The following is a 14,065-nucleotide window of genomic DNA, read 5'->3' on the forward strand; positions in this document are numbered from 1 at the left end:
CACACTACACCTCGTCCGGGACCTCGGCCCGCCGTGCCGCGGTGAGCAGGTGCGACGACGCGCCCAGCACCGACTCCTCCTGCTCGACCTGGCGCAACGCCCACACCAGGTAGTCCAGCAGCTCGGGGTCGGCGTAGGCGGCGTCCAGGTCGGCGTTCGACCGCAGCCACGCCACGCCCTCCAGCGCGAACGTGCCGACCACGTCCAGCCCGGCCTCCCGCGCCTCCTCGGCCGCTTCCGAGGGGTGGTGCAGGTACGCGGTGGTGAACCAGGGCGTGTCCGCCGGCGGCAGGTGCCGCCCGGTCCGCATGCCGTGCGCCACGACGTCCCGGTACCGCCCGTCGAGCACGAAGTCCTTGCGCAGCCCGTCGAGCAGCGCCGCGAACCGCCCGATCACCGCACCCAGCACCACCCCGCCGGGCCGCACCACGCGCAACGCCTCGCGCCACGCCCGCAGCCGGTCGTCCCGCGCCGTCAGGTGGTAGAGCGGCCCGAACAGCAGCACCACGTCGAACGGCCCGTCGACCGGCAGGTCACGCGCGTCGCCCACGACGGCGGACACCCCGGGCAGCGCGCCGGCCGCCTCCACGTGCGACGGCATGGCGTCGACCACGAGCACGTCGTGCCCGTCCTGCGCCAGCCAGCCCGCGTGCACGCCGGTCGCCCCGCCGACGTCGAGCACGCGACTGCGCTCACCGACGAACCGCCGCACCACCTCCTGCGTGCGCAGGAACTCCAACCGCCCGTTCCCGCCGACGCGCAGCCGCTCGTCCTCGAACCCCTGCGCGTAGAACTCCCTGATCTCCCGGTCCATTTCCCGACCGTATGAACGGCGGCAAGCGGTTTACCGCTGTGCGGGCGCACGGAGGCGCCCGCACAGCGGAGACGACCCGCACGCGGTTCAGGCGCGGGCGGCGACCTTCTCCTCGTCGGGGTCGGACTGCAGCGAGTCGACGAGCTCCTCGCGGTCCGCCGACGGCTCCGGCTTGATCACCAGGCCGATCGCCAGGTAGAGCACCAGCGACACCAGCAGCGGCCAGGACACGATCACCGCCTGGGTGACGAACTCCACCTTGTTCAGCTGCATCACGTACAGCACGGCCCACGTGCCGAGGCCGCCGACGACCGAGCTCATCGCGGCGGTCGGGCCGACCTTCTTGAACCACGGCAGCATGCCGAGCATCAGCGGGATCGCGATCGGGCCCATCGTGGCCGCCACCAGGGCGATCACGACCTTGAGCACGAAGCCCTTGGTGTCCGCGGTCAACGCGATCGTCATGCTCAGCCCGATGAACAGGAACGTGGTGACCCGCGCCAGTTGCAGCTGCGCGGGCTCGCTGAACCGCCGCACGCCCTTCCACAGCCGGGGCAGCATGTCCCGGGTGATGACCGCGGAGATCACGTTGGCGTCGGAGGACACCATCGCCATGGTGTGCGAGAAGAAGCCGGCCAGCACCAGGCCGATCATGCCCGCGGGCAGCATGAGCTTGCCCATCTCCACGTAGGCCTGCTCGGCGTTGGCACCCATGCCCGGCACGATCAGCGGCGCGGCCCACATCGGGAAGAACAGCACCAGCGGCCACACCAGCCACAGCGCGCTGGACAGCAGGGCGGACCGCTTGGCCGCGGCACCGGACGGCGCGGCCATGTAGCGCTGCGCCAGGTTCCACATGCCGCCGTTGTACTCCAGCGTCTTGATCAGGAACAGCGCCATGAAGAAGATCAACGTGTAGTTGCCGGACAGCGGCTCGGAGTGCGACTCGGGCAGCTGGTCCCAGATCTTCCACATGAAGTCGATGCCGCCGAAGTGCGCGGCCACCGCGACGAACATGGCGATGCCCGCCGCGCCCTGGATGATGAACTGGCCGAAGTCGGTCAGCGCGTCGGCCCACAGGCCGCCCAGCACCGAGTAGACCATCGTGACGGCGCCGACGATCGTGATGCCGAGCCAGATGGGCACGCCCGCGAAGCCCTGGAGCAGCAGCGAGACCGCGACCCACTTGGCCGCGATGTCCACGACCTTCAGCGCCGCGCCCGCCCACGCCATGACCTGCTGGGTCGGCACGTTGTAGCGGCGGGCCAGGTACTCCAGCGGCGACTTGACGCCGTGCTTGGAGCGCAGCCGGTTCCACGTGCCCGCCCACAGGAACGCGCCGATGCCGACACCGACACCGATCGTCAGCGCCCACCAGATGTAGACGGTCAGCCCGAGGCGGTAGGCCTCGGCGGCGAAGGCCACGAACATGACGGCGCTGTAACCGGACATGTGGTGCGAGATGCCGGACAGCCACCAGGGCATCCGGCCGCCCGCGGTGAAGAAGTCCGCGATGTTCTTGATCCGCCCGCGTGACCAGTAGCCGATCGCCACCATCACGAAGAAGTACCCACCGACGACGATCCAGTCGAGGGTTTCCATGAGGCCTCCACGAGTGTCCGGCCCACGGGTGGCTGCGCGTGTTCGGGCGGCGGCGGTGCGCGGCTTCCACATGGGTGTGTGACGTACGTCTTACGAGGCTGTTGCGCCTCGCGGAAGGCCACGCGGGGGCATTGAGTCACACTTGTGACTGTTGTTCACATACATGACCGAGCGTGGATCGCGTCCGTTCGGAAAGTAGTTCGCGAAATCCGCGTCATGGCTGGTGGCCGAGGTGGTCGCACCCGTATGCGACCCGGCCTCAACACGCGTCCGCTCACACCAGGCGGGGACGGGCGCGCGCCTGCCCCCGGTCCGGGGGTCGCGCTGGTGGACCCCGTGCCGATGTTCCGCGAGGGGATGGCCGCCGTGGTCCGGCGCACGCCCGCCATGCACTGGCTGGGCGCCACCGGGCACCTGCACACGGCCGTGCGGCTGCACGAACGGCTGCGGCCCGACGTGCTGCTGGTGGACTCCCTGCTCGACCCGCAGGGACACCTGGCCACGCTGCTCACCGCCGGCGACCCGGCGCTGGCCGTGGTGTCCCTGGTCCGCGAGCCGCACCGGACGGCGAAGTTCGTGCGCTCGGCGCTGGCCGCGGGCGTGCGCGGGATGGTGCCGCGGGAGGGGGAGGTCTGCGACGTGATGCAGGCCGTCGCCCGCACGCACGCCGAGCGGATGTACCTGGACCCGACCCTCGCGCCGCTGGCGGCCGGTTTCACGCCGACCGCCGAGGCGGGCAGCCGCCGGTCGCTGTCCCGCCGGGAGTACGAGGTGCTCCAGCTCATCGCGGACGGCATGGAGAACCAGGCGGTGGCCAACGAGCTGTACGTCTCGGTGGAGACCGTGCGCACGCACGTGAAGAACATCCTGCGCAAGCTCCGCGCCCGCGACCGGACGCACGCGGTGTCACTGGCCTACCAGGCCGGTCTGCTGTCCGGTGGCATGATGCGACCGGTCTGACCACAGCGGCTCAGCCGGTGGCGATCTCGCCGTCGGGGGTAAGGCCGAACTCGCGCAGACGCTGGGCCTCCACTGTCCGGCCCTGCTCGACCAGCAACTCGTGCAGGGGGAGCCAAGCCCACTTGTCGCCCGTGCTGATTCGTGCGCGCAACTCGCGGTCACGGCCGTGATCACGGAGCAGCGTGTTGAGCAGCGAGGACAGGCCGCCGTCGTCGTCGACCTTCGACCGCAGGAATTCCAACGCGCGGTCCACCTGGCCATCCTCGACCAGCGCTTTCGCGATCTTGTCCGAAGTCGTGTCAGTCGCCTCGGCGTACCGGGTCGCCGTGTCCAGATCTCCCTGCCTCAGCGCCTGCTCAGCCATGAACCGCGAGGCCCGCTCGTCGTGCCCGTCGGCCAACACCCGAACCGCTTCCACATCCGCCGGGTCGCCGGACAGGATTGCCACGTCGACCGGGTGATCAGCTTCGCCCAGCCGCTTCGCCAGGGCAACCGCTTCAGTCCGCATACCTCTGCTGACCAGCAACTTCGCGGCTTCGTCGGCCGCGCCGCCCACGCCCTCCTCGGCCAGTGCCACGAGTGCGTCGAGGTGGCCACGCCGGGCGAGCAGGTCCGCCAGAACCCAGTCGATCTCGCGGTTCCCAAGCCCGGCGAACCTGTGGAGGACTTCCAGGGCGCCCCCGACATCGCCCTTCTCCTCCAATGCTTCGGCAAAGGCGCACGCGGCGTCGAAGTAACCCTCGTCGGTCAGCTCGCGGAGTCGGTCGAGCCGGTCCGCCTGCTTGAGCAGTTCGGCGAGCGCACCGATCTCCTCGTCGTCGCCGCGGGCCAGGAGGACCTCGTGCGTCGCGATCGCCTTGTCCGTTTCCCCAACCGCCTCGTACAGGTCGGCCAGCTTCCGCCAACACCACGGCTTTTCAGGCTCGAAGGTCTCGAGCAACAACTCGATGGCGTACTCGGGATCGCCGTACTCGATCAGGTGACCGACGGCGTACTCGTTGCCCTCGGCCGCCAATCGGGCCACCTCGTCGAAGTCCCAGGCGTCCACCAGCATCCGGTACAGGGCGGCATCCGGTTGGTCCGAGGCGTCGAGTCGTTCGATCACGTCGGCGGCCTGGCCTCGGTCACCGGTCGTGCGGTGCAGCTCCACCAGGTCGTGCATCGCCGCAGGCAGGCCGGGTCGCGCGGCTCGGTCGAGCAGGGTGTGGGCGAACCCGTGGAGACGCCGCTCCAAGGCCGCGCGGCCGAGCCGAGCCGCGTCTCCGTCGTCCACGACAAGTGACGCGCACGCGTCCCAAAACGCCTGTGGCGGTGCTGTCGCGCGGCGCGTCCGGTCGGCGTGCTGCAGGAGGTAGTCGGCGACCCGGTAGCCGTCGACCACACCCATCGCCTGGCCCATGGCCACCAGCGGCGCGGTGGCACCGAGTTGACGCTTGGTCGCGTAGTCCAGCGCTCGTCGGAACCAGTCCGCAGGCGCGGAGGCGCGCTCCGCCGGTGTGCAGTAACCGGATGCCGCCGCTTCGAGGAAGTCGGTGGCGAGGGCCGAGTGTGCTCCCAGCCGCGTGGCGTCGAGGGCGGCCGTCATGACGGCTCGTGCGTACGGGTGCGCGCTCTCCCACCGGTGCACGAGTTGGGGAGCCGCGGCCAGCACCTGCGTCAGCCCGAAGTCCCGGGACTTCAAGGCGACGCGCAGTCGCTCGTCCTGCGGCGCGGCGGCTTCCGCACGCGAGCGTTCGGCGGTCGTGAACGCCGCGCCCACATGCACGACCTTCGTCAGCTTGAGCAGGTCCCGCTCGGGCGCGTACCGGTCCTTGAAGGGCTCGCCCTGCTCCGTGTAGGCGTTGTAGTAGTCGGGCCACAGCGTCGCCACGACGATCACCTGCCTGGCCAGCAGGCCACGCACCACCGACGCGCTCAGACCGTGCTCGCCGTCGAGGTGCGATTGGAGTTCGTCCAGCCAGAGGACGATTCGGTCGAGTCCCTCCAGCCCGCGCACGGTCGTCGGCTGGACCAACGACCGATCGGGCACGACTTGCCGGACGGCCTCGAACAACGACCGGGTCTTGCCTACCGACGACCCGCCGACCAGCAACACGAACCCACCGCGCTCAGCCGCTTCCGCGATCAGGGCACGAAGCCGGACGTCGACGTCGCGCGGCACGTAGTGGGGCATCGAGGTGTCGGAGCCGACAGTGATCGGCCGGTGCACGCCCAACCGCAGCGGATCGGCCTCGCGCACGGGAACGACGACGTGACGTGGGGGGATTTCGCGCCCGGCGGCGAACGTGACGTCGCCGTGGACGTGGCCGATCTGGATGGAGTCACCGCCGATGACGGAGTTCTCCACCCGGTTGACGTGGGGGCGGGGCACCCGTCAACGATAGGGAACACGGCAGCTCAGACGCGTCTGATTCGCCACAACCGCGTGAGCGGCCTTGCCGAGGTTACTGACAGGTAATACCCTGTTGTTACCGGTCAGTAGGGGACCGCCCCGACCAGCATGGAGTGAGCGACGAGATGGGTCACTACAAGAGCAACGTCCGGGACCTCGAATTCAACCTGTTCGAGGTCTTCAACGTGCAGGACCACCTCGGCACGGGGCCGTTCGAGCAGTCCGACGAGGACACCGCGCGCGGCGTGCTTGCCGAGCTCAACAACCTGGCCGTCGGGCCGCTGGCGGAGTCCTTCGCCGACGCCGACCGCAACCCCCCGGTCTTCGACCCGAAGACCCACTCGGCCACGCTGCCGGAATCGTTCAAGAAGTCCTACCAGGCCATCTGGGACGGCGAGTGGTACCGCCTGTCGCTGCCGAACGAGCTGGGCGGCTTCGGCATCCCGCCGTCGGTCCAGTGGGCGGCCTCCGAGCTGATCCTGGGCGCGAACCCGGCCATCTACATGTACCTGGCCGGCCCGAACTTCGCCTCGGTCGTCTACCGCAACGGCACCGAGCAGCAGCAGCGCTGGGCCGAGATCATGATCGAGCGCGGCTGGGGCGCCACCATGGTGCTGACCGAGCCGGACGCCGGGTCCGACGTGGGCGCGGGCCGCACCAAGGCCACCCTGCAGGACGACGGCACCTGGCACATCGACGGCGTGAAGCGGTTCATCACCTCCGCCGACCAGGACATGACCGAGAACATCATGCACCTGGTGCTGGCGCGCCCCGAGGGCCCCGGCATCGAGCCGAAGCCGGGCACCAAGGGCCTGTCGCTGTTCCTCGTGCCGAAGTGGCACTTCGACCCGGAGACCGGTGAGTCGACCGGGGAGCGCAACGGCGCCTTCGTCACCAACGTCGAGCACAAGATGGGCCTCAAGGTGTCCACCACGTGCGAGCTGACGTTCGGCCAGCACGGCGTCCCCGCCAAGGGCTGGCTGCTCGGCGAGGTGCACGACGGCATCGCGCAGATGTTCCAGGTCATCGAGTACGCCCGGATGATGGTCGGCACGAAGGCCATCGGCACCCTGTCGACCGGCTACCTCAACGCCCTGGCCTACGCCAAGGAGCGGGTGCAGAGCGCCGACCTGACCCGGATGACGGACAAGACCGCGCCGCGCGTGACCATCACCCACCACCCGGACGTGCGCCGCAGCCTGATGCTGCAGAAGGCCTACGCCGAGGGGCTGCGCGCGGTCTACCTGTACACCGCCACGCAGCAGGACAAGATCGCGCTGGGCGGCCCGGACAAGGAGCTGGCGGAGAAGGTCAACGACCTGCTGCTGCCGATCGTCAAGGGCGTCGGTTCCGAGCGGGCGTACGAGCAGCTGGCGCAGTCGTTGCAGACGCTGGGCGGCTCCGGCTTCCTGCAGGAGTACCCGATCGAGCAGTACATCCGGGACTCGAAGATCGACTCGCTGTACGAGGGCACCACGGCCATCCAGTCGCTGGACTTCTTCTTCCGGAAGATCATCCGCGACAAGGGCCAGGGGCTCGGCTTCATCAACGGCGAGATCCAGAAGTTCCTGGACAACGAGGGCGGCAACGGTCGCCTCAAGGAGGAGCGGGCGTTGCTCAAGCGGGCGCTCGAAGACCTCCAGGGCATGCTCGGCGCGCTGGTCGGCTTCCTGACCAGCTCGCAGGAGGACGTCCGCAACCTGTACAAGGTCGGCCAGAACACCGTCCGGCTGCTGATGACGGCGGGCGACGTACTGGTCGGCTGGCTGCTGCTGCGCCAGGCCGACGTGGCGCTGGCCAAGCTGGACGGTCAGGTCTCGGCCAAGGACAAGGCGTTCTACGAGGGCAAGGTCGCGGTGGCGTCGTTCTTCGCCAAGTCCGTGCTGCCGGAGCTGACCGCCCGCCGCAAGATCACCGAGGCCACCGACAACTCCCTGATGGACGTCGACGAGGCCTCGTTCTGACCGCACGCACGACCCGGAATTGTCAGACCCTTCGGGCAGAATAAAAGCAGGGGTCCCCTTGGCGGGGACCCCTGCTTCTGCGTTGCGGGCGGTACCACGCGGCACCACGCCGTACCAGGTGGTACCACGCGGCACCGGGCCGTGTGAGGTGGTACCGGGCGGTGCCGGGCGGTGCCAAGCGACGCGGGGCGGCACCCGCGGGGGTGCCGCCTCCCGGCCGTTCACGACCGCGCGGATCAGCCCTTGTGCGCCTTGGCAGCGGCGAAGCAGTACGCGCCGAAGCCCAGGAAGCCGACCGCGATCACGGCCAGCGCGAAGATGCCGTACGGCTGCGCGGCGAGCGTGTGCAGCGCCTTGTCCATCCCGCCCGACTCGGACGGGTCGGCGTTGATCGCGGCGAACGCGACCAGGATGCCGATGAGCACGTACGACGCGCCCTTGCCGATCCAGCCGATCCGACCCAGCCGCTCGACCCAGATCCGGGTGCCGGCGGGCAGCTCGGACATGTTCAGGTCGTCCTCGAAGGACCGCTTGACGCCCTTGCGCGCCACCATGACGCCGAGGCCGATGACGAACGCCGCCACCAGCCCGACGAGGATCTGGCCGAACGGCAGCGCCAGCACACGGGCGGTCCACGTCTGGGACTGCTCGGTGCCGCTCTTCTGGGACGTGCCGGTCGCGTAGTTGATCGCGGCGATGCCGATGACCGTGCCGGTGATGGCGCGGCCGACCGAGCCGCACCGGCGGTAGACGCGCTTGCGCTTCTTGGTCACCCACCCGTAGCCGCCGGCGGCCATGGTCAGCTGCCAGACCGCGAACGCGAACAGGCCGATCGCCAGCACCCACAGCAGTAGCGGCCCGATCGCGGTCTGGGCCAGCGCGGAGACCGCGCCCTTCTGGTCGGTCCGCTCCCCGGTGTCACCGAGGACCACTTGCGCCGTCAACGCCGCCAAGAGCACGTGGACGAGCCCGTAACAGACCATCCCGGCGCGCCCCAGGATCTGCACGGCGGGATGTCTTCGCACCTCTTGCCCGGTGGTAGCCACGAACGGGTGATACCCAGTCGTGGCCACCACGAACCGTGGACCGCGGGCTCAACCGCCCGGTGGCGGCTCGCAGACGATCTTGAACTGCGGGTCGTACTTGACCGTCCGGCTCTCCTGGCGCGACTGCCCGGTGCGGCGGTCGGTGATGGTGCGCGTGTCGGTGACCGAGAACCCGGGCGCGCCGTTGCTCGGCTGGCAGCCCGGCTTGTTGATCTTGCGCTCCTGCGGCTGCGTGGGGTTGAACTCGGCGCTGGTGGACCCGGTCACGTCGTAGTTCTTGGTGCCCCACAACACGATCTTGATCGAGGACGGGGTCCAGATCGTCTGGATCGCCACGCCGGTCTCGTCCGGGTTGGTGAACTTGATGTCGATCAGGCTGTTGCCCGCGCCGTCCATGAACACGGTGGCCTCGCGACCCTTCGGGTAGCGCGAGATCCAGTAGCTGTGCTCCTTGTGCCCGGCGTCCTTCATGCCCGCGTGGTAGGCGGCGTTGTAGAGCGTGGTGGCGAACTGCGAGATGCCGCCGCCGACCGCCTTGCCGGGGATGCCGTCCTCGATGATGCCCGCCTCGACGTAGCCCTGCGCCGTGCCGCGGGGGCCGGTGTGGCCGTTGAGGCTGAACGTCTCGCCCGGCTTCACGATCGCGCCGTTGACCTTCTCGGCCACCACGCGGATGTTCGTGCCGGACGCGGCGACGAAGCCACCGGTCTGGAACTCGCCGATGACCTCCTTGATGCCCATCTTGTTCGCCTGCTCGGTGGTCACCTTGGCGGGCGTGTGCTTGTACTCGGCCTTGATCGCGCGCTCGTTGTCACGCTTGAGCACGTCGAGCGCGGTGGCCAGCGACTTGTCCCAGTCGATGCCGAGACCGTCGACGGACTCCTTCACCACGGGCCGGCCGCCCTCGAACACGATCTGGGCGTCCTTGCCCTCCTTCTCCGTGTCCTTCAGCTGCGGACCGGCGTGCTCGACGACCTTGCCGTTGTCGACCTTCGCGGTCAGGCTGCCGTCCTCGGCGGGCTCGAACACCAGCACGGTGGCCAGCTGCTCGGGCGTGAGCGTCGCGTCCTTGCCCTCGCCCTGGATGATCAGCGGCGCGGCGGTGGCGGGCTTGGCGACCTCGTCGAGCGCCTTCTGCACGCTCTCCTTGGTCGTCTTGACCGGGGTGGTGGCCACCGGCAGCTCGACCGTGCCGCCGTCGGCCCAGCCGGCCAGCAGCTTGTCCGTGGCGGCGGGCACGTCCAGCTTCTGGCCCTGCCTCGGGTCGACCGCGATCGGGGTGGCGCCCTCGAACCGGATGGCGCCCTCGGCGGGCTCGTGGTCGGTCTCGGCGCGCAGGCCCTCCAGGGCGGCGGCGAGCTTGGCCTCGTCGCTGCGGGTGGCGAAACCGACCTCGCGGGCGGTGAAGAAGGAGGTGACGCGGGTGATCGGGGACAGCGGCTGGCTGCCCGCGCGCTCCAGCGTGGCGGTCCAGTCCAGCTCCAGGCCGGCGGCCTTGGGGTCGACCTGGGTCTCGACGTCGCCCGCGCGCGCCTTCACCGGCGCGGCCAGGCGGGGTCCGATCTCGTCGCGGAGCTTCTGCTCGGCCTCGGGGTGGCTCATGCCGCCGACGTCCACGCCCGCGACGGTCACGCCGCGCGGCACGTTGCCGCCGGAGACGAGCAGGTCGAGGCCGTAGAGGACGACCAGCACGCCGAGCACGGCGGCGGCGATCAGGCCCCCCTTGCGCAAGCGCTTGCGGCGGGCGTCGGCCTCGTCGGCCTCGCTGTCGCCGTCGACCATCACCGGGCCGTGGACGGTGGCCTCCGGCTCCGGCGACGGAGGCACGGACACCGGCGCGGAGAAGACGGTGGTGGCCTCCGACGGCGACGACGGCCGGTCGAAACCGCCGGCCGGCGTGGAGATCATCTGGGTCCGCTCGGCCGCGGGAGGCGGCTGGGGGAGGGCGCGCGTCGGGTCACCGGACGGCGTGATCGCCTGGGTGGCGTCCGCGCCCCTGCCCGGCGGGTTGTGCTGCGCGTTGCGCGTCGGGTGCTGCGTCACGTCCTGAGAGACGCTCGGGGAGGCCGCCGCGTTGTCGGGGACACCCGAAGGGGGCGTCACATTACGGACCGTGGCCGAGGCGTCCGGCTCGTTGTCCGGCTCCTCCTGCGGCCACGCGGCCTCCTGCACCGAGCCCGCGGTGATCTTGGTCGTCCGTTCCGAAGCGGTGCCCGACGGGCGGACCGGCTCCATGGCCTTGGTCCGCTCAGCGTCGTACTCCGGTCGCTGGTTCTCCGGCACCGCTCCCCCTCTTGCCTCTCGCAAGGTCCTGGGACTGCTTACCCGACGGTCGTCACACGTCGATCACGGTTGGGCAGTGCGCAGGTCTCACCGCAGTTGTCACAGGTAGAGCCCGGTCCCGTGCTCCGTCCGCTCGGTCGCGGTCGCGTGCACGTCCCGTTCGCGCATGACGAGGTAGGTGCTGCCCTGCACCTCGACCTCGAACTGGTCCTCCGGGTTGAACAGCACCCGGTCGCCGACCTTCACGTGCCGCACGTTCGTTCCGACCCCGAGCACATCTCCCCAGGCCAGGCGCTTCGCCATCTGAGCGGTCGCCGGGATCACGATGCCACCGCTGCTGCGGCGTTCGCCGTCCTCCGGCGAGATCCGCACCATCACGCGGTCGTGCAGCATCTGGATCTCGAGCTTGACATCGGGCACCAGCAGAGTCTAGATGCCTTCGTCGAGGCCACCCATCATCAGGGGTAGCCGCCGCGGCCCGTCCCTTACCACGCGGATCGGCACGCCCCAGTCCTGGCGGGCCAGTTTGCACACCGGGTGCTCGACGGCCGGGTCGTCCGTGCAGCTCGCGGCCTGTGCCACGACGTGCAGGACGCCTTCGGTGAAGCCCTCGGCGACGCGCAGCGCGCGGACCAGGTCCGTGCCGACGCCCGCGCCCGACGCCAGCAGCCCGGGCGGTGAGCTGGTGATCTCCAGGCGGGTGGACGGGCCGAACCGGTCGTCCAGCTTCTGGCCGGTCGGCGGGGTGAACACGACGGCGAGCTCGACCTCGCCCGACGCGATCACCGACGGCGGCCTGCGCACCTGGTGCGCCTCGCCGCTGACCAGGCGCGCGCCGGGGGCGACGGGGCGTTCCAGGCGGTGCGCGGCGGAGGCGACGACGACCAGCTCGCCGTCGACCAGGACCGCGTCGGACGGCTCGGCGACGTCGGTGGCCAGGGTGGACACCTCGCCGGTGGCCGGGTCGTAGCGGCGGATGGCGCCGTTGTAGGTGTCGCAGACGGCGACCTGGCCGCCGGGCAGGACCGTCACGCCGAGCGGGTGCTGCAGCAGCGCCTGGTCGGCGTGACCGTCGCGGTGCCCGAAGTCGAACAGGCCCTTGCCGACGGCGGTGTGCACGGTGCGGTCGGCGTCGAGCCGGCGCAGCGCCGAGGTCTCCGAGTCGACCAGCCAGAGCCGGTCGCCGTCGGCGGCGAGGCCCGAGGTCTGGGCGAAGAACGCCTCGTGCGCCGGGCCGTCGTGCAGGCCTTCGACGGTGGTGCCCGCCAGGCGTTCGACGCGCCGTTCCAGGGGCTTGAACAGGCCGAGCGTGTGGTTGCCCGCCATCGCGATGGCGACGCCCCCCGCCGGTTCCCACCAGGCGACGTCCCACGGGCTGGTGAGGTGGATCGCGTCGGCGGGGCCGTCGGTGTCGCCGTCGCGCCACTGCTCGCCGGTGCCGGCGACGGTGGTGACCTCGCCGGTGTCCAGGTTCAGGCCGCGCAGGAGGTGGTTGACGGTGTCGGCGACGACGGCGTGGTAGCCGACCCGGGCGGCGACGTCGTCGGGCAGGAGCGCGATGCCGGCGGGTTCGGAGAAGGTGGGTTCGAGGCCGTCGCGGCGACCGCGCGCACCCGTGCCGATGCGCCTGATCACGGTCTCGCCGTCGAGTTCGAGCTCGACCAGGCCGTGGTGGGCGGAGTCGCTGACCAGCAGGGTGCCGTTCGCGGTCAGGACGGCCTTGGCGGGGAACCGGAGTTCGGTGTCGCGGGGCGGCGGCGCGACGTACGGGCCGTCGCCGCGGTGCAGGGTGCCCTTGGCGTCGTGCTCGGCGACGATCTCGGACACGACCTGGCGCAGCGCGTCGAGGTGGCCCTCGCCGGCGGCGACGTGCACGACGTAACCCTCTGGGTCGACCAGGACGAGCGTGGGCCACGCCTTGACCGCGTAGTTCTGCCACGTCGTCAGCTCGGGGTCGTCCAGCACGGGGTGCTCGACCTGGTACCGCTCGACGGCCGCTTCGAGGGCCGCGGGCTCCGCCTCGTGGACGAACTTGGGCGAGTGCACGCCGATGGTGACCAGGACGTCGGCGAACTCGGCTTCGAGGGGGCGCAGCTCGTCGAGGACGTGCAGGCAGTTGATGCAGCAGAAGGACCAGAAGTCGAGCAGCACCACTTTGCCGCGCAGGTCCTTGAGCGCGATGTGCTGCCCGCCGGTGTTCAACCAGCCCCGGCCCACCAGTTCGGGGGCGCGGACACGGGCACGGCGTCGTTGTGCGGTCGTCACGTCCGGAGTCAACACGATGTCCGAGGTCCGGTATTTCGCCGTCCAGCGACTGGGACGAACGGGAGCTAGTGCGGCCGGCGGACGGTGCGGGGGCCCAGGACGGTGGCGTTCAGGGCTTGCACGCGGTCGCGCAGGGCGCGGTCGGCGGTGATCACGGTGCACGGGCGGTCCGGTGGGTTGGTGCGGACCACGTCCACGATCGCGTCGTCGCCGGAGCCTGTGGCGGAGACCACGCGGACGCCGGGGACCGACTCGACGTGACGCGCCTTGCCCTCGACCACGAGGACCACTTCCAGAGGGCCGGCGAGGGCGGGCAGGCCGTGTTCGGCCACGTCGACGAGGTCGTCACGCAGTCGGGCGGCGGCGCCGGCGCGGTCGCGCCACCAGCCGTCCGGGACGGAGCCGACGACGTTGGCCGCGTCCACCACGAGGAGGGGCAGCGTCATCGATCCATGCTCTCAGCAAACCCTCATGAAACTGTCGTCCCCCGATGGCACCATGGAGTGGTCCATTGGGGGACAGACATGAATACGCAGGGGGAGATAGTGATGATCAGGCGCGCCCGCAGAACGCCGGACGACACCTGGAACGGCTCGGCCACGGCCAAGTAGCCGGACATGGGAAACCCCGCGGTGCTGCCAGGTCGGGGGTCCGACAGCACCGCGGGGTCATCTGGAACATCGATACACGATCGGGGACTGTTACATCCACCGAAGCGTGTGACGTAGATCACGGTTTA

At 70.3% G+C, this 14,065-nt stretch carries 10 protein-coding genes; 2 read left to right on the forward strand and 8 right to left on the reverse strand.

From position 1 onward, the window contains the following. Positions 1–4 precede the first annotated feature (4 nt). Together AB0K14_RS00305 and AB0K14_RS00310 are read right to left on the reverse strand one after the other, a co-directional pair. Positions 5–814: a class I SAM-dependent methyltransferase gene (locus tag AB0K14_RS00305; protein WP_360448923.1), complete on the reverse strand. Its 810-nt coding sequence runs from the start codon at positions 812–814 to the stop codon at positions 5–7. A gap of 87 nt (positions 815–901) precedes the next feature. Continuing rightward, positions 902–2,416 (reverse strand): sodium:solute symporter family protein, encoded by a 1,515-nt coding sequence (locus tag AB0K14_RS00310; protein ID WP_360448920.1) that lies wholly within the window; start codon positions 2,414–2,416, stop codon positions 902–904. A gap of 327 nt (positions 2,417–2,743) precedes the next feature. On the opposite strand from AB0K14_RS00310, the gene AB0K14_RS00315 reads away from it, so the two are divergent. Next, on the forward strand, positions 2,744–3,376 hold the full coding sequence (locus AB0K14_RS00315) for a response regulator transcription factor (protein ID WP_360448917.1): 633 nt from the start codon (positions 2,744–2,746) through the stop codon (positions 3,374–3,376). A gap of 10 nt (positions 3,377–3,386) precedes the next feature. Here the strand turns inward: AB0K14_RS00315 and AB0K14_RS00320 are convergent, their stop codons facing one another. Then, positions 3,387–5,747 carry a hypothetical protein gene (locus AB0K14_RS00320; protein WP_360448914.1) on the reverse strand — a complete coding sequence of 787 codons (2,361 nt, stop codon included), beginning with the start codon at positions 5,745–5,747 and terminating at the stop codon, positions 3,387–3,389. Between the two features lie 146 nt (positions 5,748–5,893). On the opposite strand from AB0K14_RS00320, the gene AB0K14_RS00325 reads away from it, so the two are divergent. Continuing rightward, on the forward strand, positions 5,894–7,732 hold the full coding sequence (locus tag AB0K14_RS00325; RefSeq protein WP_360449105.1) for an acyl-CoA dehydrogenase: 1,839 nt from the start codon (positions 5,894–5,896) through the stop codon (positions 7,730–7,732). Positions 7,733–7,968: 236 nt separating this feature from the next. Here AB0K14_RS00325 and AB0K14_RS00330 read toward each other — a convergent pair whose 3' ends face one another. The 5 genes from AB0K14_RS00330 to AB0K14_RS00350 all read right to left on the reverse strand — a co-directional run bounded on the left by AB0K14_RS00330 (position 7,969) and on the right by AB0K14_RS00350 (position 13,772). Next, positions 7,969–8,778 (reverse strand): DUF1206 domain-containing protein, encoded by an 810-nt coding sequence (locus AB0K14_RS00330; RefSeq protein WP_360448911.1) that lies wholly within the window; start codon positions 8,776–8,778, stop codon positions 7,969–7,971. 48 nt (positions 8,779–8,826) lie between these two features. Further along, on the reverse strand, positions 8,827–11,061 hold the full coding sequence (locus tag AB0K14_RS00335) for a VanW family protein (RefSeq protein WP_360448908.1): 2,235 nt from the start codon (positions 11,059–11,061) through the stop codon (positions 8,827–8,829). 99 nt (positions 11,062–11,160) lie between these two features. Continuing rightward, positions 11,161–11,454, reverse strand: coding sequence for a co-chaperone GroES (locus tag AB0K14_RS00340; RefSeq protein WP_073886419.1), 294 nt, complete (start codon positions 11,452–11,454; stop codon positions 11,161–11,163). 36 nt (positions 11,455–11,490) lie between these two features. Further along, complete coding sequence (locus tag AB0K14_RS00345; protein ID WP_360448906.1) at positions 11,491–13,326, reverse strand: NHL domain-containing thioredoxin family protein; 1,836 nt, start codon at positions 13,324–13,326, stop codon at positions 11,491–11,493. Positions 13,327–13,391: 65 nt separating this feature from the next. Continuing rightward, complete coding sequence (locus AB0K14_RS00350; RefSeq protein ID WP_360448904.1) at positions 13,392–13,772, reverse strand: NTP pyrophosphohydrolase; 381 nt, start codon at positions 13,770–13,772, stop codon at positions 13,392–13,394. Positions 13,773–14,065: the final 293 nt, after the last annotated feature.

Origin of the sequence: Actinosynnema sp. NPDC050801, from assembly GCF_040673975.1 — a bacterium.
Classification (GTDB): Bacteria; Actinomycetota; Actinomycetes; order Mycobacteriales; family Pseudonocardiaceae; genus Actinosynnema.

Excerpts from the sequence above, each read along its gene's own strand:
- AB0K14_RS00305 (WP_360448923.1), bottom strand. The coding sequence starts at position 814 with ATGGACCGGGAGATCAGGGAGTTCTACGCGCAGGGGTTCGAGGACGAG.
- AB0K14_RS00310 (WP_360448920.1), bottom strand. The coding sequence starts at position 2,416 with ATGGAAACCCTCGACTGGATCGTCGTCGGTGGGTACTTCTTCGTGATG.
- AB0K14_RS00325 (WP_360449105.1), top strand. The coding sequence starts at position 5,894 with ATGGGTCACTACAAGAGCAACGTCCGGGACCTCGAATTCAACCTGTTC.
- AB0K14_RS00340 (WP_073886419.1), bottom strand. The coding sequence starts at position 11,454 with ATGCTGCACGACCGCGTGATGGTGCGGATCTCGCCGGAGGACGGCGAA.
- AB0K14_RS00350 (WP_360448904.1), bottom strand. The coding sequence starts at position 13,772 with ATGACGCTGCCCCTCCTCGTGGTGGACGCGGCCAACGTCGTCGGCTCC.